Genomic DNA, 21769 nt, shown 5'->3' with positions numbered 1-21769 from the left:
TGGCGCTACTGCTTCCAGGGCGGCGGCGGGCGCTGCACCGTCACGGTCGTCTTGGAGCGGCCGGTCAGCAGGGCATAGATCACGCCGCCCACGATCAGGAAGGCGATGACGATGCCAAAGAACCACAACACGCCGCTCAACACCGTCACCACCAGCATGACCACGGCGGCGGCTGCCACCGCGGCTACCAGCAAGGACAGGATCTGACGCATCGGGGTTCATCCCTTCGTGAGTTTCGCGAGAAAAGGTGGGAACGGCTCGCGTCCGGCGCAAGGTGGCGCGCCGGGACGCGAGGTCCCGGGACGTGGGGTAGAGGACTAGCCGTCGAGCTCGGCCGCCAGGCGCTTCAGGTCGCCGATGCGGGCCTCGATCTCGATCGCGGCCGCCATGGCGTGCGAACGGAGCGCGTCGTTGGCGCCGTCGCGGCCATAGCTCTCCTGCAGGCGCAGGGTCGCCTCGTGGTTCTCGATCGCCAGGCGCAGATAGGCGCGGTCGACGCCCTCGGGTGCGGTCTTGCGCAGGGCCTCCACCGCCTCGCCGTCATCGCCTGCCTTGTCTGGGCGCAGGCCCAGGGCCTGGACAGTGGTGGCGGTGGTCAGGCGGTGCTGCGCCTTGGTCCGCTCGTCCAGCACCTTCTTGGCCGCCTCGCGCACCGGCGTGCGGGCCGACATCTCCAGCACCAGCTTGCTGGCGTCGATGGCGGTGCGGTCCTGGCGCGCCGATTCCTTCACATAGTTCTCGGTCGCCGGGTCGAGCTTGGCCGCGGGGGCCGCGACGGCGGGCGCGCCCTGGGCCAGGGCGGCGGAATGGGGAAGGGCCGCCGCCGTCGCCAGGGCGGCGGTCAGGGCGACGGCAGTCAGGCTGGCGCGCAACGCGACCATGGCCGGGTCTCCTGCGTTCGTTGGGGCTTGTCCCGTCAACGCCGCAGGGTGGCTCCCGGTTGCCTCAGTTCTTCAGCCGCCAGCCGGTCTTGAAGATCCACCACACCACGCCGAGGCAGGCGGCCAGGATCGCCAGCGTCATGGCGACGCTGAAGACGATGCCGACATCGGCCGTGCCGTGGAAGCTCCAGCGGAAGCCGCTGACGAGATAGACGACCGGGTTGAACAGGCTGACCCACTGCCAGAAGGGGGGCAGCATGTCGATCGAGTAGAAGCTGCCGCCGAGGAAGGTGAGCGGGGTGACGACCAGGGTCGGCACGAACTGCAGCTTCTCGAACCCGTCCGCCCAGATGCCGATGACGAAGCCGAAGAGGCTGAAGGTGACGGCGGTCAGCACGAGGAAGCCCAGCATCCAGAACGGATGCTCGATCCGCAGCGGCACGAAGAGGGCGGCCGTCGCCAGGATGATGATGCCGAGGATGATCGACTTGGTGGCGGCCGCGCCCACATAGGCGATGACGGCCTCGGCGAACGAGACGGGGGCCGACAGCAGCTCGTAGATCGTGCCGACGAACTTGGGGAAATAGATCCCGAAGGATGCGTTGGAGATGCTGTGCGTCAGCAGCGACAGCATGATCAGCCCCGGCACGATGAAGGCGCCGTAGGCGACGCCGTCCACCTGCTGGATGCGCGAGCCGATGGCCGCGCCGAAGACCACGAAATAGAGCGCGGTCGAGATGACGGGCGAGACGATGCTTTGCAGCAGCGTGCGCCCGGTGCGCGCCATCTCGAAGCGATAGATGGCATAGATGCCGCGGATGTTCATGACCGCTCCTGCAGCAGGCCGACGAAGATGTCCTCGAGCGAGCTCTGCTCGGTCGCCAGGTCGCGGAAGCGGATGCCGGCCGCCGCCAGGTCCGTCAGCAGCCGGGTGATCCCGGTGCGCTCGGCCCGCGTGTCGTAGGTGTAGACGAGCTCGGCCCCGCCGGCCGCGATCTCCAGGGGATAGGCCGCCAGTGCCGGCGGGATGGCGGCCAGCGGCTCGACCAGTTGCAGGGTGAGCTGCTTGCGGCCCAGCTTGCGCATCAGCTCGGCCTTCTCCTCCACCAGGATGATCTCGCCGCCGCGGATGACGCCGATACGGTCGGCCATCTCCTCGGCCTCCTCGATATAGTGGGTGGTGAGGATGATGGTGACTCCGGTGTCGCGTAGCTGGCGGATCATGTTCCACATGTCGCGGCGCAGCTCGACATCGACGCCGGCCGTGGGCTCGTCGAGGAAGAGGATGCGCGGGTCGTGCGCCAGCGCCTTGGCGATCATCACCCGGCGCTTCATGCCGCCCGACAGCGTCATGATCTTGCTGTCCTTCTTCTCCCACAGCGACAGGTCGCGCAGGATGCGCTCGATATGGGCGTCGTTGCGCGGCCGGCCGAACAGGCCGCGGCTGAAGCGGACGGTGGCCCACACCGTCTCGAAGGCGTCCGTCGTCAGCTCCTGCGGCACCAGGCCGATCAGCGAGCGGGCCGCCCGCCACTGGGTGATGATGTCGTGCCCGTCGGCGACCACGCGGCCGCCGCTCGGCCGCACGATGCCGCAGACGATGCTGATCAGCGTCGTCTTGCCGGCGCCGTTGGGGCCGAGGAGGGCGAAGATCTCGCCCGCGCGGATGTCCAGGTTGACGCCTTTCAGCGCCTGGAACCCCGACTTGTAGGATTTGGTAAGGCCGGAAATCTGGATGATGGGGCGCATGCGGGCGGGGCACCTGGGGTGGGGTTGCTCCCCATGTGGGGGCGGCCGGTTGACGCCGGTAGGTTGGTCGATTATATAACCATTCAGTTAACAAATGTCGACCATCCGGAGGAACGGAGCATGATGGGCAAGCCGCAGGAAGAGCATCGCTGGCTGGAGCAGCTCGTTGGAGAGTGGACGGGCGAGGGCGATTGCAGCATGGGCCCCGACCAGCCGCCGGTGAAGAACCAGTTCACCGAGACGGTGCGCTCGATCCAGGGGATGTGGGTGATGGGCGAGGGCAAGGGCGAGATGCCGGACGGCAGCGGCCCCACCACGACGATCATCACGCTGGGCTTCGACCCGGCCAAGGGCAAGTTCGTCGGCACCTTCATCGGCTCGATGATGACGAACCTCTGGGTCTATGAGGGCACGCTCGACGCCGACCGCCGCGTGCTGACGCTGCACGCCACTGGCCCCAACTTCGCCGACATGACCAAGACCGCCAGCTACCAGGACATCGTCGAGATGATCGACGCCGACCACCGCGTGCTGCGCTCGCTGATGCAGGGCGACGACGGGCAGTGGGTGCCGATCATGACCGCGCACTATCACCGCAAGAAGTAAGGCACGGCCGCCGTCGCATCTCTCGACTACTTGCTGCTGTTTGCTTGAATTGGACCAAGCGTCCTCATCCCAAGCGTGCAGCGAAGCGAGCAGTCGGGGGACGCACGGACCCCAGCCTCACCCGCGCCGGACAGCCCCCGGTTGCCCCGGGCAGTTCTCCAGCGTCGGGTCGACATGGCCCCAGTCCGGTGCCGACCCGGTCCAGATGTAGCCGCCCGGACGACCCAGCGCCGGGTCGTCCAGCGCGCCCACCCGCACCACCATCACGTCCGGCCGGTCGACCGAGTGGGCGAACAGGGGCGTGCCGCAGGTCGGGCAGAAGCGTCGGCGCATCGTGGCGCCGCTGTCGGCCTGGCTGACATACTCCGCCACGGTGCCCGAAAGCCGGAATCCCTCGGTGCGGAAGATCGCGTTAACCGAGGCGTTGCCGGATGACAGGTACTGGCAGTCACGGCACCAGCAGGCACGCGCGGCCAGCGGAGGCTGGCCGAACTCGAAGCGGACGGCGCCGCAGAAGCATCGGCCGGTGACGGACATCTCTGCTGCCTCCCTATCGCTCCGTCCCGGCGTGGCCAAGCTGGTCCCGATCCAGAAGTTTCAATAGATCTCACAAAAGACCCAGCTGCCGAAAGAAGGCTTCATTTCTAATTTTGGCATCTGATACTATTTTCTCGTAGGGTAATATTTCAACGGTGGCGTTATGAGGAATGGACGTTCCAAAGTATCCGCGGCCATCCGCTGTCGGATGGTTTGCTATGCTAGATCTTGCGACTTTTATAAGTGTGTTTGTGAAGTCTGCGACAATATAGCAGACGAAGCGAGTTGACATATTTATTCGGCGAATGAGGTTGCCCTTATTGTCTTTTATTGCTGAACCGCTTCGAAAAATATCTACATAGTCTAGTATTTGAGCGACGGGGTTCGTATTTCCGGTAAAATCATCTCTACCCGGCCGCTTGAATTCGACTATTATGATAGGCTCATCCTGACTTTCTCCGCGCATCGCGAGAGCATTTTCGAACACCACAGAAAGATCTGGCTCCTTTTTGCTGTCAGAGTCTTGGATAAAATCTTTACCTTGCCTGTCTGATCTAAAAAACGTGTAAAATGCCAAGCGATCGTCCAGAATCCACAAATTGTGTTGCGTGTAATCTAATTCTTCAGAATCAGAGCGGAGAGGAACGATCAGTCCATGTATCGCTTCTTCTCGAAAATATTTTCTCGTAATAGGATCTTCGTAGCCAAGTGATGAGTCAAGTAACTCTAGAATTGCCTTGCGCCTGACAACGTACTCTGCAAGAGAACCTTTCTTCTCATCATTTAGTGCTTTGGTGATTTCCTGTACACTGGCGTCAATGCGCTGGTGTGAATCGCTGCTCAAAGATCGAATCTGACCGTCAATACGCCGCTTCGCACGAAGCTTTCGACGACTCAGTTCGACATATATCTCTTCTTCACCTTGCGTATTTAGACTGAAGTTTTCGGAAACAAAAGTATCCAGTCGATCACGAAACGGCAGAAACTGCGGATTTTCTCGGATAACACGATCTGCCGTGGCTATTTGTTGATCCCGAATTCTCTGGATATATTCGTTTAGAAAAGCTTTTGTGTATGACAATGCTGTTTTATGCAATTCCGCTTGAATGTCATTGCTGAATGTAAAGTTTGTCCGTTCTTGGTTAACGTGCTTATCCAAAAATGATCCTGTAATCAGGCCGATATATACGCAATCTCCAGCTTCGCCTACGTATCGGAGTCCTAGTTGCCCATCTATTGTATCTTGGCGAGCTACTCGCTGATTGCCCGCAAAAAACATCCAGTGAAGGCCGCTATCAAGAAATTTCAGCTGCTTTCTTAGAAGGGTATGATGTATAAAAAATTGTTCCGGCCCGTCGTTTTCATTGAGGGTTACTGTAACTATATCAATAGTATTTCTGGTCTGATTTTCTCCATAGTAAGCGCGCAGCTCTATTGACTCAAGGCCATCTTCCACCACTATTTTGGGGCACTTGTCGACAGCAAGGTATGGCAAGAAGTGCCCCACCAGCTTTGCGGCGATAGTGGAAAGCTTTTTTGGGCAGTACACTTCAAAATTAGTAAAAAATGGATCGAGGAATACTTTTGTTCCAACCAAAAGTTTTTCAGCGGATGGTTTGATGGAGTGGTTTTGTATTGGATTTATCTGTTTGAGATTAAACAAGAAATCTCTTTGCATTATAGTTCCAGATTCGTTAAATATGCTCACAATACGACAATTCTCGAATGCTTTGAGCCAAGAAAGTCTGCCAACTCCTTTTCCGCCTCGCATCTGCTTATGAGGAGAATCAGATGTCCTAAAAGAATTCCAATTTTCTTCTGTTAGACCGATGCCGTTGTCTAAAATAGTAAATCCAACTACGTTGGAATCTATTTCATCATTTCGGCGACGAATTACTATCTTTACTTCGCCAAAATCACCAACCTTTTCTCCCCAACGCGATTCGACTGCGTGAATTGCGTTGCTGACCGCCTCGAACAACGGGACTAGCGCATTTGCGGAGTTTGCCGGTAATCCCAAATTACGAACTCTGCCGGTAAGGTCGAATAGGAAGCTTGCCTCGACAGCGGCCTGAGCAGGATCCATCCGTTGGAAATCCTTTATTCGAAAGCGCGTTTCGCGTGCTTCACGCTACCTATTCCCACCCAGATAGTCCATCGCCGCCTGCACCCCGCCCTTGGTGTAGGGCACGCCCGCCGTCGCCAGCCCCATCTCCACCCCGGCCAGCGTACCGACCAGCATCAGGTCGTTGAAGTCCCCCAGGTGGCCGATGCGGAACACCCGGCCCTTCAGGCGGCCGAGGCCGTTGCCGAGCGACATGTTGGACCGCTCCAGGATGGTCGCGCGCAGCGCGTCGGCGTCGTGGCCGTCGGGCGTCATCACGGCGGTCAGCACGGGGGAGTATTCGGCCGGGTTGCGGCACAGCACCTCCAGGCCCCAGGTGCGCACGGCCCGGCGGGTTGCCTCGCCGTGGCGCTGGTGGCGGGCGAAGACGGCCGGCAGGCCTTCTTCTTCCACCAGCAGGATCAGGGCCTCGTTCAGGCCGTAGAGCAGGTTGGTCGCGGGCGTGTACGGGAAATAGCCGGTGGGGTTGATGCCCAGCATCGCCTCCCAATCCCAGTAGGCGCGCGGCAGGCGGGCGGTCTTGGCGACCGACCGCGCCTTCTCGCTGACGGCGTTGAAGCCCAGGCCGGGCGGCAGCATCAGGCCCTTCTGCGAGCCGGTCACCGTCACGTCGACGCCCCACTCGTCGTGGCGATACTCGATCGAGGCCAGCGACGACACGGTGTCGACGAAGAGCAGGGCGGGGTGGCCGGCGGCGTCGATGGCGCGGCGCACGGCACCGATGTCGCTGGTGACGCCGGTCGAGGTCTCGTTGTGGACAACGGCCACGGCCTTGATCGAATGGGTCGAATCCTCGGCCAGGCGCGCCTCGATGGCGGCGGCATCGACACCCGAGCGCCAGTCGCCCGGCACGAACTCCGTAACGATGCCGAGCTTGCGTGCCATCTCCTGCCACAGGGTGGCGAAGTGCCCGGTCTCGAACATCAGCACGCGGTCGCCGGGCGACAGCGTGTTGACCAAGGCTGCCTCCCATGCGCCGGTGCCGGAGCCGGGGAAGATGATGACCGGCCCCTCGGTGCCGAACACCGGCTTCAGGCGGTCCAGCACCTCGCGCCCGAGGCGGCCGAAATCGGGGCCGCGATGGTCCATGGTCGGCCGGTCGATGGCGCGCAGCACCCGGTCGGGCACGTTGCTCGGCCCCGGGATCTGCAGGAAGTGGCGGCCCGGCTGGTGCTTCGGCTTGGCGGCGGCGCTGGACATCGTCGGCGATCCCCTTGAGTTCGATTGCATTATGTATACAATCTGGCGGCACGCAAGATGGAAGGTGACGCCCGCATGGCCGCTGCAAATCCCACTGCCGCCAAGCCCAAGGTCGGGGATGCCAGGTTGGCCGAGCGCCTGCGGCGGGAAACCCGCGGCGAGGTGCTGTTCGACGCCGCCTCGCGCGGGCGCTATTCGACCGATGCCTCGATCTACCAGATCGAGCCGCTGGGCGTGCTGGTGGCGCGCGAGCCGGACGACATCGCGGCCGCCATCCAGATCGCGCGCGAGGAGGGCGTGCCGCTGCTGCCGCGCGGGGCGGGTACCTCCCAATGCGGGCAGACGGTGGGCGAGGCGCTGGTCGTCGATGTCTCCAAGCATCTGAATCGGCTGGTCGAGGTCGATGTCGAGAACCGGCGCGCCACGGTGCAGCCCGGCATCGTGCTGGATCACCTGAACAAGCTGTTGCGCCCGCACAAGCTCTTCTTCCCGGTCGACGTGTCGCCCGCCAACCGCGCCACCATCGGCGGCATGACCGGCAACAATTCCTGCGGCTCGCGCTCCATCCGCTACGGCAACATGGTGCACAACGTCCATGCGGTGGACGCCATCCTGGCCGACGGCTCGGCCCATCATTTCGGCCCGGTGCCGGGCAACCTGGCCGATGTCGCCGGCGACCAGCGCCTCACCGACCTCGTCCAGCGCATGCGCGCGCTGCACGGGCGCGAGGCCGACGAGATCGACCGCCGCATCCCCAAGCTGCTGCGCAAGGTGGGCGGCTACAACATCGACCTCATCAACCCGGCCGGCCACAACATGGCGAGCCTGCTGGTGGGCTCGGAGGGCACGCTGGGCTTCTTCACCCAGGTGCATCTCGACCTGCAGAAGATCCCCAGCCATCGCACGCTGGGCGTCTGCCACTTCCCCACCTTCTATGCGGCGATGGACGCCACCCGCCACATTGTCGATCTGGGGCCGAGTGCCGTCGAACTGGTCGACCGCACGCTGATCGACCTGTCGCGCGAGATCGCGATGTTCCGGCCGACCGTCGACCGCTTCGTGAAGGGCGAGCCGCAGGCGATCCTGCTGGTGGAGTTCGCGGGCGAGGACCGGGAGGACTGCGTCCGCCGCCTGGCCGACCTGGTGACGCTGACGGCCGACCTTGGCTTCCCGGATTCGGTGGTGGAGGCGGTCGAGCCCGCCTTCCAGGCGGCGGTGTGGGAGGTGCGCAAGGCCGGCCTCAACATCATGATGTCGATGAAGGGGGAGGGTAAGCCCGTCTCCTTCATCGAGGATTGCGCCGTGCCGCTGGCCGACCTGGCCGAATACACCCGCCGCCTGGACGAGGTATTCGCCCGCCACGGCACCTCCGGCACCTGGTACGCCCATGCCTCGGTCGGCACGCTGCATGTGCGCCCGATCCTCAACCTCAAGGAGGAGGGGGGTGCGAAGAAGATGCGCGCGATCGCCGAGGAGGCGTTCGCCATGGTGCGGGAATACAAGGGCAGCCATTCGGGCGAGCATGGCGACGGGCTGGTGCGGTCGGAGTTCCACCGGCCGATGTTCGGCGACCGCATCGTCCGCGCGTTCGAGGAGGTGAAGGAGGCGTTCGACCCGACCGGCCTGTTCAACCCCGGCAAGATCGTCCACCCCTCGAAGATGGACGACCGCAGCCTCTTCCGCTGGAAGCCGGGCTACAAGGCGCTGCCGGTCGCAACCGGGCTCGACTGGTCGGACTGGGGCGGGCTCTTGGCCGCGGTCGAGATGTGCAACAACAACGGCGAGTGCCGCAAGTCCGACCCCGGCGTCATGTGCCCGTCCTACCGCGCGACGATGGACGAGCAGCACGTGACGCGGGGCCGCGCCAACACGCTGCGCCTGGCCGTCACCGGCCAGCTCGGCAATGGCAGCGTCGCCGACCCGGCGGTGAAGGAGGCGCTCGACCTCTGCCTCTCCTGCAAGGGCTGCAAGCGCGAATGCCCGACCGGCGTCGACATGGCGCGCATGAAGATCGAGTTCCAGCACCAGTGGAACAAGGCCAACGGCGTGCCCTGGCGCGAGCGGGTGGTGGCCCACCTGCCGCGCTATGCCCGGGTGGCCGCCATGCTGGCCCCGGTGCTGAACCTGCGTGATCGCATCCCGGGCCTGGCCGCGCTGTCGGAACGCATGCTGGGCTTTGCCGCCGACCGGCCGCTGCCGAAATGGCGGCGCGACCGCTTCGATGCCAAGGGGGCCGATGGCGACGCGCAAGGGGCGGGGCCGGAGGTGGCGCTGTTCGTCGACAGCTTCACGGCCGCCTTCGAGCCCGAGAATGCGCGCGCCGCCCAGCGGCTCCTGGTGGCGGCGGGATATCGCGTCACCACCATCTCGGCCGAGGACGGGTCGGGCCGGGCGCTCTGCTGCGGGCGCACCTATCTCGCCGCCGGCATGGTGGACGAGGCGCGCGCCGAGGCGGTGCGCGCGCTGAAGCCGCTGGCGGCGGCCGCCCGGCGCGGCGTGCCCATCGTCGGGCTGGAGCCGTCCTGCCTCTTCACCTTCCGCGACGAGCACCTGGTGCTGGGCCTGGGCGAGGATGCCAAGGCGGTCGCGGCGAAGTCCGTGATGTTCGAGGAGTTCGTGGCGGCCGAGCGCGCCGCCGGCCGCTTCAACCCAGCACTGCGGCCCAGCACCGAGGCCGCCGTCCTGCACGGCCATTGCCACCAGCGCGCCTTCGGCACGGTGGGGGCGGTGGAGGCGATGCTGAAGCTGGTGCCGGGCCTGAAGCTGTCGACCATCGATGCCGGCTGCTGCGGCATGGCGGGCGCCTTCGGCTACCAGAAGGAGCATGCCGACGTGTCGCGCCGGGTGGCGGAGGTGGGGCCGCTGCCGGCGGTGCGGGCGGCCCCGGCCGACGCCATCCTGGTCGCCGCCGGCACCAGTTGCCGCCACCAGTTTGCCGACCTCGCCAGCCGAACGGCGATCCACCCGGTGCGCGTCCTGGCGAACCACCTGGCCGGATGAACGACCTGCCGCACGGCGTGGAGGCGGGGCCGATCCTGCGGCGGGCCCTGCATCTCGACGCCGCCGACCGCCTGCGCCGGGCCATCGTCGCCGGCCGCCTGCCGGCGGGCGAGCGGCTGAAGGAGCTGGAACTGTGCGCGGAATTCGGCATCTCGCGCACGCCGCTGCGCGAGGCGCTGCGGGTGCTGGCGGCCGAAGGGCTGGTCGAGATCGTGCCCAACCGCGGCGCCACCGTGGTCGACCTGTCGGGGGCGGCCGCCCAGCACGCCTTCCAGGTGATCGCCGCATTGGAGGCCGAAGCCGCCGCCCTGGCGGCCGAGCGCGCCACGGCCGGCGAGCGGCGGGAGATCGGGCGGCTGACGGCCGCCCTCGACGAGCGCCGCCGGGCGAGCGACCTGGAAGGCTATTTCGCGCTGAACGAGGCGATCCACGCCGCCATCCTGGCGGCCGCCCGCAACCCGCTGCTGGTCGACCTGCACGACCGCATGAACGCCCGCCTGCGCCCCGCCCGCTTCCAGGCCAACCTGACGCCGGAACGCTGGGCAGCCGCCGTGGCCGAGCATGGCGAACTGTCGGCCGCCATCCTGGCCGGCGACCCGGCGGCGGCCGCCGCCATCGCGCGCCGCCACCTCGACCACCGCACCTACCTCGTCCGCGGCCGGCGTGGGGTCGAGATCGGCGACGCTGCCGCTACTTGAACGGCGTTTCCTGGTAGATGACGCTCATCCACTGGCCGCCGCGCCGCACATAGGTGCTGGTCACCTCGGCCCGCACGATCTCCGGCTTGGCCTGTTTCACGGCGCTGGTATAGCGCACCCGGTAGGTGAGGGTGGCGACGTCCGGGGTGATCGGGATCACGCGCGAATTCCAGATCCGGAGGTCGCTCAGCGTCTGGTCGGCCAGCGAGGCGACATACTGTTCCTTGTCGTAGCGCGACCCGTCGCCGAAGATCAGCAGCACGTCGTCGGCCACGAAGGCGCGCATCGCCGCCTGGTCGCGGTCGCGCACATAGCCCCAGCTTCCGGTCTCCAGCGCCAGCAGCCGGTCGTGCAGCGCCTCTTCGCCGGCGCCGCCCTCGACCGCCGGCGTGGTGCAGCCGCCCAGTGCGAGGGCGGCGGCGATCGCTGCCGCCACCAGGCTACGCCGCCCGATCATTTGATGGGGGTCTCCTGGTAGAGCGTGCTGATCCAGGTGCCGCCGCGCAGCGCAAAGGTGCTGGTCGACAACACCGTCAGCGTCTCGGGCTTCTGGCCCTTCATGGCGCTGGTATAGGTCACCTTGTAGATGAGCGTGGCGACGTCCGGACTGGCGCGCACGACTTCGGAGCCGCCGGCGATGGCGAATGCGGTCAGCGTCTGCTCGGGGATCGTCGCGATGTACTGGGCCTTGGTGAGGCGCGAGCCGTCGGCGAAGATCAGGATGGCGTCGTCGGCCAGAAAGCCGTTCATCCCGGCCAGGTCGCGGTCCTTGATATGCTGCCAGCTGCCGGTCTCAAGCGCCATCAGGCGCGCATGCAGATCGCCGCCCCCGCTGTCGGTCGCCATCGAAGCACAGCCGGCCAATGCCAATGCGGCGACCGCTGTCGCCTGTACCAGAAATCCGCGCCTGCCGATCATGAACGCTCCTTCATTTCCCGCCCGCTGCGATCGCGCCTTGGGGGAAATCGGACGGTAGCGATCAATCGGGGTGTTTGGAAGCTATGCCGCTACATGCAGCCGACCCTTCGGGCGCCCGGCCGGGGTAATCCGCAGTTCGACATCCTGGCCAAGGTCGCTCAATGCGCGGAGCAACCGGTCGGTCGAGAACTTGGTGATCTTGCCGTTCAGCAAGGCCGAGACGCGTGGCTGGTCCATGCCAATCAGCGCGCCAGCCTGGGCCTGGGTCAGGTCCTGCTCGCGAACCACATCGGCGATCCGCCGCAGCAGTTGGGCACGGAGCACGAGGTCGTCGGCATCCGGCAGGCCCAGCGCATGAAAGGCGCTCTCGGCCACCGCTCCTACGGGTTGTCTTGCTTCCATTCGGCGTACTCCTGCTGTGCCTGCTTCAGACGTGCCTTGATGCGCTCGATCTCGCGCAGCGGCGTCGCTGTGCCGCTCTTGGATTTTTTCTGGAAGGCGTGCAGCACATAGATGATCTCGGCAAAACGGACGGTATAGACGGCGCGGTAGGTATCGCCGTCGTGGTCTTCGACGATTTCGAGTACGCCCGCACCGCCGAATCCCTGCAACGGCTTGGCGCTGCCATGCTTTCCACCCGTCTGCGCGACGAACAACGCGTGGCCGATCTCGCGGATGACACCATCCGGAAAAGCCAGAAGGTCCTCGCGGGCACTGCCGATCCAGCCGAGCGGGCGCGTCATGAGGCGCCCAGTATAGCGTTTTCGATCTATGTCAGAAAAGGCATGTGACAAGCTTTCCAGCTCAAGCCGAGCGGATGCGTCGTCATATCATCAACGCTTGCCACGCAAGGTGCTCCACCCCACCTTGGATGGCCATGAACGTGCCGGGGTCGTGGCACTCTCTGCATGCCCAGGCCGTTCTGGTCCCATGCCGCCCAGGAGACGCAAACGCATGTCGACGGAGACCGAGTGGAACGTGCCGGAGCCGCTGCAGCCGCGGCCGGAGGATCATGCCTATGACCTCGAGCGGGCGCTTTCCTCCGTCGTCGGGCTGAAGGCGCTGGTGCCGTCGGATGCCTTCACCGCGGAAACCCTGGGGACCGAGCGCGCGGGAAACGGCGTGATCATCCGGGGCGACGGGCTGGTGCTGACGGTGGGCTACCTGGTGGCCGAGGCCGAGACCGTCTACCTCACTCTCTCCGACGGCCGCGCGGTGCCCGGCCATGTCGTGGCCTACGACCACGAGACCGGGCTTGGGCTGGTCCAGGCGCTGGCGCGCATCGACCTGCCGGCGCTGCCGCTCGGGCGCGCGGCCGCGGCCGAAGTGGGCGAGCGGGTGGTCGTCGGCGGGGCGGGCGGGCGCAGCCGCTCGGTGTCGGCGCGCATCGTCGCCCGGCAGGAGTTCGCCGGATACTGGGAGTATGTGCTGGACGAGGCGATCTTCACCTCGCCCGCGCACCCCAACTGGGGCGGTGCGCCGCTCATCAATGCCGCCGGCGAACTGATCGGCATCGGCTCGCTGCAGCTCCAGCAGGGGCGCGGCACCTTCCTCAACATGATCATCCCGATCGACGTGCTGAAGCCGGTCTTCGAGGACCTGCAGTTGCTCGGCCGGCCGAACCGGCCGCCACGCCCCTGGCTCGGCTTGTATGCCGCCGAGGTGGAGGAGAAGGTGGCGGTGGTCGGCCTGTCTGACGGCGGTCCGGCGGCCGCCGCCGGCATCCAGACCGGCGACATCCTCCTGGCCGTGGCGGGCGTCGAGCCCGGCGATCTCGCCGGCTTCTATCGCCGCGTCTGGGAGCAGGGGCCGGCCGGTGCGCTGGTGCCGCTGACCATCAATCGCGACGGCCGCACGCTGGAGATCGTCGTCAAGTCGTCCGACCGCTCCCGCTTCCTCAAGAAGCCGAGCCTGCATTGACCGCCCCCACCGTCGCCGTCATCGGCGGCGGACCGGCAGGGCTGATGGCAGCCGAGGTGGCGAGCGCGGCCGGTGCCGCCGTCACCGTCTGGGAGCATATGCCCTCGGTCGGGCGCAAGCTGCTAATGGCCGGGCGCGGCGGCCTGAACCTGACCCATTCCGAGCCGGCCGTGCCGTTCCAGGCGCGCTATGGCGATGCCGCCGGCCGCCTGGCGCCGGCGCTCGCGGCCTTCGGGCCGGCGGACCTGCGCGCCTGGGCCGAGGGGCTGGGCCAGGCGACCTTCGTCGGCTCCAGCGGCCGGGTCTTCCCCACCGCCATGAAGGCCTCGCCGCTGCTGCGCGCCTGGCTCGCACGGCTGGCGGGGCAAGGCGTCCGCATCGTCACCCGCCGCCGCTGGCAGGGCTGGGACGCCGACGGCGCGCTCGTTTTCTCCGGGCCGGACGGGCAGGGCGAGCGCATGGCGCCCGACGCCACGATCCTGGCGCTGGGCGGGGCAAGCTGGCCGCGCCTCGGCAGTGACGGCGGCTGGGTCCCGCTGCTGGCCGCGCGCGGCGTGCCGGTCGTGCCCATGGCGTCTGCCAATTGCGGCTTCGCCGTCGCCTGGAGCGCGGATTTCCGCCAGCGCTTCGCCGGCACGCCGCTGAAGCCGGCCGCCTTCACCTTTGCCGGCCGCACGCTGCGGGGCGAGGCCATGGTCACCGCCTACGGCATCGAGGGCGGGGCCATCTATGCCCTGTCGGCCGCCCTGCGCGACCGGATCGCGGCAGCGGGTCCGGCCATGCTCACTATCGACCTTCGTCCCGAACTGGCGGTCGAGGCCCTGGCGGCGCGCCTGGCCGCTGTTGCCGGCGCACCTTCGACGGCGACCCGGCTGCGCAAGGGGGCGGGCCTGTCGCCGCTGGCGGCCGGCCTGCTGCGCGAATGCGGACCGCCATTGCCGGCCGAGCCCATGGCGCTGGCCGCCCGCGTCAAGGCGGTGGAGGTTCGCCTGGAGGCGCCGCAGCCGATCGCCCGCGCCATATCGAGCGCCGGCGGCATCGCGCTGGATGCGCTGGATGACGGCTTCATGCTGCGCGGCCTGCCCGGCGTCTTTGCCGCGGGCGAGATGCTGGACTGGGAAGCGCCGACCGGCGGCTACCTGTTGCAGGCGACGCTCGCGACCGCCGTGGTGGCGGCCAGGGCCGCCGTCGCGCACGCAACGGCTTGCCGGCCGGGCGGCGATCGAACATCGTCGCCGGAATAAGGTTCGAACCTGGGGGAGGACGCGTGGCGACCAACGTGAAGCGGCTGGCCTATTTCGAGAAGTGGGTCGACCCGGTGGCCGAGGACATCCTGGGCCGGCGCGAGGACATCGAGCTGGTGCGCCGGCACTATGCCGATCCCGACGGCGACAATGCCGCCGTGATGGCGCGCGTCCATGGCTACCAGATCGCGCCGCGCACCGAACTGCGCGAGCCCTGGTTCGGCGATGCCGACCTGCTGCGCCGCTGCCCCAGCCTGCTGGCGATCAGCTCGACCGGGGCCGGATTCGACATGGTCGACGTGGCGGCCTGCACCGCGGCCGGCGTCATCGTCTGCAACCAGTCCGGCACCAACAAGGAAGCCGTGGCCGAGCATGCGCTGGGCCTTATGCTGGCGCTGGCCAAGAACATCGGCATCACCGACCGCGCACTGCGCCGCGACCGCGACCTCGATCGGTTCCTCTATACCGGGCGCGAGCTGCGCGGCCGCACCGTCGGCATCGTCGGCCTGGGCCAGATCGGCACGCGCACGGCCGAGTTGTGCCGCGGCCTGTTCGGCATGACGGTGCTGGCCTTCGACCCCTATCTGACGGCAGCCGAGGCCGCCGCCCGCGGCGCCCTCCAGGTGTCGCTGGACGAGTTGCTGGCGCGCGCGGACTTCGTGTCGGTCCACTGCCCGCGCAACGACGAGACCTTCGGCATGTTCGGTGCCGCCCAGTTCGCGGGGATGCGGCCCACCGCCTACTTCGTCAACACCGCCCGCGGCGGCATCCATGACGAGCCGGCGCTGGAGGCGGCACTGGTCGCCGGCCGGATCGCGGGTGCGGGCATCGACGTCTTCCTGAAGGAACCGCCGCCGCCCGACCATCCGCTGCTGCGCCTGGCCAACGTCATCGCCACCCCGCACATCGCCGGCATCACCGAGGAATCGCTGCGCAACATGTCCGAGGCGGCGGCCGAGCAATGGATCGCCCTCTTCGAGGGCCGCGTCCCGCCGCGCCTGATCAACCCCGAGGCCTGGCCACGCTATGCCGAGCGCTTCGAGGCGCTGATCGGCTTCCGGCCCGACGCACTGTAGCCCCGGCACCGCTCATGGTGCCGGTTCACGCCCGGATCGGCGGAGGTGGCACCATGAGAGGCCCGCATCGCGAACGGCACCTGGTGGGGCGGATCGGCTGGCTGCGCGCGGCCGTGCTGGGCGCCAATGACGGCATCATCTCGACGTCGAGCCTGATCATCGGCGTTGCCTCTGCGGCGGCCGGCGCCGGCGACGTCCTGCTGGCGGGCGTGGCCGGCCTGGTCGCCGGCGCCATGTCGATGGCAGCCGGCGAATATGTGTCGGTCAGCTCGCAGGCCGACACCGAGCAGGCCGACATCGCCCGCGAGAGGGTGGAGCTGGCCGCCGACCCGACCCTGGAGCTGGAGGAGCTGGCGCGGATCTACGTCGGCCGCGGCCTGGCGCCGGATCTGGCCCGTGACGTCGCCCGGCAGTTGATGGCGCGCGACGCGCTGGGCGCCCATGCGCGCGACGAACTCGGCATCTCGGACATCAGCAAGGCGCGCCCGGTGCAGGCGGCAATCGCATCGGCCCTGACCTTCTCGGTCGGCGCGGCCGCACCCATCGCGCTCGCCCTGGCGTCGCCGGGGCCGATGCTGGCCTATGTGGTGGCGGGGGGCTCGCTCGCCTTCCTGGCCCTGCTGGGGGCGGTGGGCGCGCGTGCCGGCGGCGCCGGTATCCTGAAGCCCACCCTTCGCGTCACCTTCTGGGGTGCCTTCGCCATGGCGGTCACGGCCTTGATCGGCGCCGTCGCCGGCACGGTCGTCTGAGCGGCCGTCAGACGAACCCCTTGCGCTTCAGCCGGACGATCGCCGCGTCCAGCGCCGACAGGAAGGCGGAGCGATCGCGGGCGGAGAAGGGCTTGGGGCCGGTCGTGCGCTCGCCCATCGCGCGCATGTCATCCATCAGGTTGCGCATGGCCAGCGCCATGCCGATCGATGCTTCGGTGAAGGGCCGACCGGTCGAGCCGATCGCCTCGGCACCGGCCTTGATGGCGCGGTCGGCCAGGGGCACGTCGCCGGTGATGACGATGCTGCCCGGCCGGGCGCGTTCGGCGAGCCGGTCATCGGCGGCATCGAAGCCCGGACCGGCGATCACGCGCTCGATCATCGGGTCCATCGGCGTATTGACGAACCCGCCCGAAACGACGACCACCTTCACCTTGTGGCGGGCGGCCACGCGATAGATCTCGGCCTTCACCGGGCAGGCGTCTGCATCCACCAAGATCTCGATCGGCACGCTCATCGGGCACCTTGAAGCAAGAAGGGGCCGCTCCTTTCGGAGCGACCCCCCATTGTCGAACCGCGTTTCGACCGGTCAGGCGCGATGACGCGCCGATACCGGCCGTAGACGGGTGTCAGGAGACCCCGGATACCCCGACAGAGGCAGGGATCAGGCTCAGGGCACCCAGCGAACGCGGGTAGAGACAATGAGACACTGGATCACCTCCTTTCGGTTGTTGACGACGATTCGCAGTGTAGGCACTGACGGTGGACTTGCAACCAGGAAAGCGGAAGAGGGAGGACGACCATGCGGGCGGCGTACTACGAGGCCAACGGGACGGCGGCCGAGGTGCTGCGGCTGGGCGACATCGAGCGGCCGGAGCCGGGCGCGGGCGAGGTGCGGGTCCGTCTCGCCGCCTCGGGCGTCAATCCGTCGGACGTGAAGACCCGGGCCGGCTCGCGCAAGATGGCCTATTCGCGGGTCGTGCCGCACAGCGATGGCGCCGGCACGATCGACGCGGTGGGGGCTGGAGTCGATCGGGCGCGCGTGGGCGAGCGGGTGTGGCTCTGGAACGGGCAGTGGCGCCGGCAGTTCGGCACGGCCGCGGAATTCATCGCCCTGCCGGCCGAAATGGCCGTGCCCCTGCCGGACGGCACCAGCTTCGAGGCGGGGGCCTGCCTCGGCATCCCCGCACTCACCGCTTGGCATGCCGTGATGATCGACGGCCCGGTGGCCGGGCAGACGATCCTGGTCTCGGGCGGTGCCGGTGCCGTGTCGCACTATGCCATCCAGATCGCCAAGGCCAGCGGCGCCACCGTGCTGACGACCGTCAGCGGCCCGGACAAGGCCGCCCATGCGACGGCGGCCGGCGCCGACCACGCGATCAACTATCGCAGCGAGGATGTGGGCGCGCGGGTGCAGGCTCTGACCGGCGGGCGCGGCGTCGACCGGGTGATCGAGCTCGACGTCACCGCCAACGCCCGCCTGCTGCCGGCGGTGCTGGCGCCGCGCGGCACCGTCGTCGTCTACGGCGTCGGCGGGCCGGAGGCGGCGCTGCCGGCGCCCTTCTGCCTGTTCTCGGCCGCCACCATCAAGTTCTTCCTGGTCTATGAACTGACGCAGGCGGAGCGGGCGGCGGCGGTGTCGGGGCTGGGTGGCATGCTGGCGGCCGGCCGGCTGTCCCACGCGATCGGGCTGACGCTGCCGCTGGACCGGATCGTCGAGGCGCACGAGGCCGTCGAACAGGGCCGCGTCATCGGCAATGTCGTCCTGACGCTGTAGCGCCAGGAGCGGCCGGCGCTGGAACCGGGCGGGGGCGGGTCACATTGACCAGGGGACGAAGCCAGTATCATAGGAGCATTCGGCCCCATGGGAATCGACCCGCCCACCCCGCAGAACCCGCCCCAGCCCGGCCAGCCGGAGAAGCCGCCGATGCCGCCGCCGGAACCGACCGCGCCGCCGACCGAGATCCCGCCGGAAATTCCCCACATCCCGCCGCTGCCGCAGCCCAACGCCTGACGGGCGGCGTCTACTCCGCCGGCGCCGGCAACGGCGCCGGCGCGGGGCGACGGCGCAGGCGATCGAGCATCAGGTAGATGACGGGCGTGGTGTAGAGCGTCAGCACCTGCGAGACGAACAGGCCGCCGACGATGGTGATGCCGAGCGGCCGGCGCAACTCGGCGCCGATGCCGGTCGCGATCGCCAGCGGGATGGCGCCGAAGAGGGCGGCCAGCGTTGTCATCAGGATCGGCCGGAAGCGCTCCAGGCAGGCCTCGTGGATGGCGTCCGCCGGCGACAGGCCGCGCTTGCGCTCGGCCTCCAGCGCGAAGTCGACCATCATGATGCCGTTCTTCTTGACGATGCCGACCAGCAGGATGATGCCGATCATGGCGATGATCGACAGTTCCATCTGCGCCAGCTTCAGCGACATCAGCGCCCCCAGCCCGGCCGAGGGCAGGGTGGAGAGGATGGTCAGCGGGTGCAGCAGGTCCTCGTAGAGGATGCCCAGCACCAGGTAGATCACCAGGATCGCCCCCAGGATCAGGATCAACTGGCTGTTGGACGACTGGGCGAAGGCCCCGGCATCGCCGTCGAAGCCGGCGCGGATGACGTCGGGCATGTGCATCTCGGCCACCGCCCGGTCGACGGCGGCCAGCGTCTCGTCCAGCCCGGCTTCCGGCGCCAGGTTGAAGCTGATGGTGGTCGACGGAAATTGCCCGCGATGGGCGACCGATAGCGGCGCCGTGCCGGTTGTGCGCCGGGTGACGGCGGTCAGCGGCACCTGCGTGCCGTCGGCGGCCGTGGCATAGATGCGCGACAGCGCCGTCGGGTCGGTGGCGAAGCGCGGCTCGACCTCGAAGATGACGCGGTACTGGTTGCGCTGGGTATAGATGATCGAGACCTGCCGCTGGGCGAAGGCGTTGTTCAGCGCCGTGCCGACCGACGAGATGCTGACGCCCAGGCGGGCTGCCGCCTCGCGGTCGATGGAGACGTTCACCTGCAGGCCGGTCTGTTCGCGGTCGGTGTTCACGTCGACGACGTTCGGCACCTGGCGCAGCCGCTCCAGCACCTGCGGCGCCCAGGTCTTCAGCGCGTTCAGGTCCTCGGTCCACAGCGTGTACTGGTAGGAGGCGTTGGCGCTGCGCCCGCCGACGCGCAGGTCCTGCTGCGGCATCAGGAAGACCTGGAGGCCTGGAATGGCCGCCAGCTTGGGTCGCAGCCGGTTGACGACCTGGAGCGAACTGGCGCCGCGCTCGGCCAGCGGCTTCAGGCTGATGAACATGCGGCCGGAATTGCTCTGCGAGCCGCCGCCGACGAAGGAGCCGAAGGCCGCGATCGCCGGGTCCCCCGCAATGATCTCGGCCGCCTGCTGCTGCAGGCCCAGCATCGTCTGGAACGACACGTCGGGCGAGGCCCGGGTGCCGGCGAAGATGAGGCCGGTATCGTCCTGGGGAAAGAACCCCTTGGGCAACTGGACGTAGAGCCAGGCGGTGCCGGCCATGGTGGCGAAGAAGACCAGCAGCATCAGCAGCCGGTGGCGGAGCGCCCAGGTCAGCGTCCGGCCATAGCCCGCCACCATGCCGTCCAGCAGCGGCTCCACCCGGCGATCGAGCCAGTTCTCGCCCCGCCTGGGCGGCCGCTTCAGGAACTGGCCGCAGATCATCGGCGTCAGCGTCAGCGACACGACCATGGAGACGAGGATCGCGAACGTCATCGTCATGGCGAACTCGCGGAAGAGCCGCCCGATGATCCCCGGCATGAAGATGATCGGCACGAAGGCGGCGACCAGCGAAATGCTGATCGAGACGACCGTGAAGCCGATCTGGCGCGCGCCCTCGATGGCGGCCTGCAGTGGCTGCATGCCCTTTTCGAGATTGCTGTAGACGTTCTCGATCATCACGATCGCGTCGTCGACGACGAAGCCGACGGCGATGACCAGCGCCATCAGGGTCAGGTTGTTGACGGTATAGCCGGCCAGCCACATCAGGCCGAAGGTGCCGGCCAGTGACAGCGGCACGGTCAGCGCCGCAGCGACCGTCGGCGTCGTCCGGCGCAGGAACAGCAGCACCACCAGCGTCACCAGCCCGATCGAGAGCGCCAGGGTGAACTGCATCTCGTCGACGCTGGCGCGGATCGTCGTCGTCCGGTCCGACAGGATGCCGAGCTTCACGCCGGCCGGCAGCAGCATCTCCAGTTCCGGCAGTTCGGCCTTGATCTGGTCGACGGTGCGGATGACGTTGGCGTCGGCCTGGCGGTTGATGACGATCAGGATGCCGCGCTGGGCGCCGACCCAGCCGGCCGAGCGGGCGTTGCGCACGCCGTCCTCGACGATCGCGATGTCGCCCAGGCGCACCACCGTCGTGCCCTCGGTGCGCACCACGACATGCTTGAACTGCTCGGCCGTGCGGAGCTGGCCGTCGGTCAGGATGAAGGTCGCCTGGCGTGGCCCCTCCAGCGTGCCGACCGGGTTGACGACGCTGGCCTGGGCGATCGCCTGGCGCACCGTGTCGAGGCCGAGGCCCATGGCCGCCAGCCTGTTGGGATCGACGCGGACGCGGATCGCCGGCTGCTCGGCGCCGTTCACCGTCACCTCGGCCACGCCCTCCACCTGTGACAGGCGCTGCACCAGGATGCTGTCGGCCAGGTCGTAGAGCTCGGACGGCGGCAGGCTCTGCGAGGTCATCGACAGGATGATGACGGGGGCGGCGGCGGGGTTGGCCTTGCGGAAGTTGGGGCGGCTGGGCAGGTCGCTCGGCAGGTCGGCGGCGGCGGCATTGATCGCCGCCTGGATGTCGCGCGCGGCCCCGTCGATGTCGCGGCCGAGGTCGAACTGCACGACGATGCTGGTGGAGCCGACGCCGCTCGACGAGGTGATCTCGGTCACGCCCGCGATGGCGCCCAGCCGCCGCTCCAGCGGGGCGGCAACGGTGGCCGCCATGATCTCGGGGTCGGCACCCGGCCGGCTGGCCGAGACGCGGATGGTCGGGTAGTCGACGGCCGGCAGGCTCGCCACCGGCAGGAAGATGTAGGCGACCATGCCCACCAGGAAGAGGCCGATCGCCAGGAGGATGGTGGCGACCGGCCGCTCGATGAAGGGGGTGGAGATGCTCAA

22 protein-coding genes are annotated in these 21769 nt (G+C 67.5%); 9 read left to right on the top strand and 13 right to left on the bottom strand.

Annotated elements, in window-relative coordinates; all coding sequences use genetic code 11:
- Positions 1-5: 5 nt before the first annotated feature.
- The 4 genes from STVA_RS19230 to STVA_RS19215 all read right to left on the bottom strand — a co-directional run bounded on the left by STVA_RS19230 (position 6) and on the right by STVA_RS19215 (position 2630).
- Positions 6-212 carry a hypothetical protein gene (locus STVA_RS19230; RefSeq protein ID WP_123693100.1) on the bottom strand — a complete coding sequence of 69 codons (207 nt, stop codon included), beginning with the start codon at positions 210-212 and terminating at the stop codon, positions 6-8.
- A 105-nt stretch (positions 213-317) separates the two neighbouring features.
- Positions 318-881, bottom strand: a complete 564-nt coding sequence (locus STVA_RS19225; protein WP_123693102.1) for a DUF4142 domain-containing protein — start codon at positions 879-881, stop codon at positions 318-320.
- A gap of 64 nt (positions 882-945) precedes the next feature.
- Entirely contained in the window at positions 946-1707 is a 762-nt protein-coding gene (locus tag STVA_RS19220; RefSeq protein ID WP_123693104.1) for an ABC transporter permease, read from the bottom strand.
- Positions 1704-2630, bottom strand: coding sequence for an ABC transporter ATP-binding protein (locus STVA_RS19215; RefSeq protein WP_123693106.1), 927 nt, complete (start codon positions 2628-2630; stop codon positions 1704-1706). The genes STVA_RS19220 and STVA_RS19215 overlap by 4 nt, the downstream gene beginning before the upstream one ends.
- Positions 2631-2750: 120 nt before the next feature.
- Between STVA_RS19215 and STVA_RS19210 the strand changes: the two genes are divergently transcribed.
- Positions 2751-3236, top strand: coding sequence for a DUF1579 domain-containing protein (locus tag STVA_RS19210; protein ID WP_123693108.1), 486 nt, complete (start codon positions 2751-2753; stop codon positions 3234-3236).
- 117 nt (positions 3237-3353) lie between these two features.
- On the opposite strand, the gene STVA_RS19205 is transcribed toward STVA_RS19210, so the two are convergent.
- The 3 genes from STVA_RS19205 to STVA_RS19195 form a co-directional block, all read right to left on the bottom strand.
- Positions 3354-3773: a GFA family protein gene (locus STVA_RS19205; protein WP_123693110.1), complete on the bottom strand. Its 420-nt coding sequence runs from the start codon at positions 3771-3773 to the stop codon at positions 3354-3356.
- Positions 3774-3843: 70 nt separating this feature from the next.
- Positions 3844-5859, bottom strand: coding sequence for an ATP-binding protein (locus STVA_RS19200; RefSeq protein ID WP_142235821.1), 2016 nt, complete (start codon positions 5857-5859; stop codon positions 3844-3846).
- A 45-nt stretch (positions 5860-5904) separates the two neighbouring features.
- Positions 5905-7098 (bottom strand): pyridoxal-phosphate-dependent aminotransferase family protein, encoded by a 1194-nt coding sequence (locus STVA_RS19195; RefSeq protein ID WP_123693112.1) that lies wholly within the window; start codon positions 7096-7098, stop codon positions 5905-5907.
- A gap of 75 nt (positions 7099-7173) precedes the next feature.
- On the opposite strand from STVA_RS19195, the gene STVA_RS19190 reads away from it, so the two are divergent.
- The gene (locus tag STVA_RS19190; RefSeq protein WP_123693881.1) at positions 7174-10098 is read left to right on the top strand and encodes an FAD-binding and (Fe-S)-binding domain-containing protein; all 2925 of its coding nucleotides are present in this window, start codon (positions 7174-7176) and stop codon (positions 10096-10098) included.
- A complete protein-coding gene (locus STVA_RS19185; protein ID WP_123693113.1) occupies positions 10095-10796 on the top strand; it encodes a GntR family transcriptional regulator in 702 nt (233 codons plus the stop codon). Before STVA_RS19190 ends, STVA_RS19185 begins: the two co-directional genes overlap by 4 nt.
- Here the strand turns inward: STVA_RS19185 and STVA_RS19180 are convergent.
- From STVA_RS19180 to STVA_RS19165, 4 genes are all read right to left on the bottom strand, one after another.
- The gene (locus tag STVA_RS19180) at positions 10789-11253 is read right to left on the bottom strand and encodes a nuclear transport factor 2 family protein (RefSeq protein WP_123693114.1); all 465 of its coding nucleotides are present in this window, start codon (positions 11251-11253) and stop codon (positions 10789-10791) included. The two genes, STVA_RS19185 and STVA_RS19180, sit on opposite strands and share 8 nt — an antisense overlap.
- The gene (locus tag STVA_RS19175) at positions 11250-11714 is read right to left on the bottom strand and encodes a nuclear transport factor 2 family protein (RefSeq protein WP_123693115.1); all 465 of its coding nucleotides are present in this window, start codon (positions 11712-11714) and stop codon (positions 11250-11252) included. Before STVA_RS19175 ends, STVA_RS19180 begins: the two co-directional genes overlap by 4 nt.
- A gap of 81 nt (positions 11715-11795) precedes the next feature.
- On the bottom strand, positions 11796-12089 hold the full coding sequence (locus STVA_RS19170; RefSeq protein ID WP_197735683.1) for a helix-turn-helix domain-containing protein: 294 nt from the start codon (positions 12087-12089) through the stop codon (positions 11796-11798).
- Between the two features lie 5 nt (positions 12090-12094).
- A complete protein-coding gene (locus tag STVA_RS19165) occupies positions 12095-12457 on the bottom strand; it encodes a type II toxin-antitoxin system RelE/ParE family toxin (protein WP_123693118.1) in 363 nt (120 codons plus the stop codon).
- 211 nt (positions 12458-12668) lie between these two features.
- On the opposite strand from STVA_RS19165, the gene STVA_RS19160 reads away from it, so the two are divergent.
- From STVA_RS19160 to STVA_RS19145, 4 genes are read left to right on the top strand one after another with little or no spacing between them, the layout of a single operon-like run.
- Positions 12669-13634: a S1C family serine protease gene (locus STVA_RS19160; RefSeq protein ID WP_123693120.1), complete on the top strand. Its 966-nt coding sequence runs from the start codon at positions 12669-12671 to the stop codon at positions 13632-13634.
- Positions 13631-14878: a TIGR03862 family flavoprotein gene (locus STVA_RS19155; protein WP_123693122.1), complete on the top strand. Its 1248-nt coding sequence runs from the start codon at positions 13631-13633 to the stop codon at positions 14876-14878. The genes STVA_RS19160 and STVA_RS19155 overlap by 4 nt, the downstream gene beginning before the upstream one ends.
- A 23-nt stretch (positions 14879-14901) precedes the next feature.
- Positions 14902-15954, top strand: coding sequence for a hydroxyacid dehydrogenase (locus STVA_RS19150; protein WP_123693124.1), 1053 nt, complete (start codon positions 14902-14904; stop codon positions 15952-15954).
- Positions 15955-16007: 53 nt separating this feature from the next.
- Entirely contained in the window at positions 16008-16703 is a 696-nt protein-coding gene (locus STVA_RS19145; RefSeq protein ID WP_123693126.1) for a VIT1/CCC1 transporter family protein, read from the top strand.
- A 7-nt stretch (positions 16704-16710) separates the two neighbouring features.
- Here the strand turns inward: STVA_RS19145 and STVA_RS19140 are convergent, their stop codons facing one another.
- Complete coding sequence (locus STVA_RS19140; RefSeq protein WP_197735930.1) at positions 16711-17166, bottom strand: YaiI/YqxD family protein; 456 nt, start codon at positions 17164-17166, stop codon at positions 16711-16713.
- Between the two features lie 297 nt (positions 17167-17463).
- Here STVA_RS19140 and STVA_RS19135 point away from each other — a divergent pair, with 297 nt between their 5' ends.
- Positions 17464-18438 carry an NADPH:quinone reductase gene (locus STVA_RS19135; RefSeq protein ID WP_123693129.1) on the top strand — a complete coding sequence of 325 codons (975 nt, stop codon included), beginning with the start codon at positions 17464-17466 and terminating at the stop codon, positions 18436-18438.
- A gap of 87 nt (positions 18439-18525) precedes the next feature.
- Positions 18526-18675: a hypothetical protein gene (locus STVA_RS28400; RefSeq protein WP_170216617.1), complete on the top strand. Its 150-nt coding sequence runs from the start codon at positions 18526-18528 to the stop codon at positions 18673-18675.
- A gap of 10 nt (positions 18676-18685) precedes the next feature.
- Here STVA_RS28400 and STVA_RS19130 read toward each other — a convergent pair whose 3' ends face one another.
- Positions 18686-21769, bottom strand: a complete 3084-nt coding sequence (locus tag STVA_RS19130; RefSeq protein WP_123693131.1) for an efflux RND transporter permease subunit — start codon at positions 21767-21769, stop codon at positions 18686-18688.

It is taken from the genome of Stella humosa (genome assembly GCF_006738645.1).
In the GTDB taxonomy this organism is placed as follows: domain Bacteria; phylum Pseudomonadota; class Alphaproteobacteria; order ATCC43930; family Allostellaceae; genus Allostella; species Allostella humosa.
Note: the sequence above shows the minus strand (reverse complement) of the source record. Positions and strands in the feature narration are given on the sequence as shown.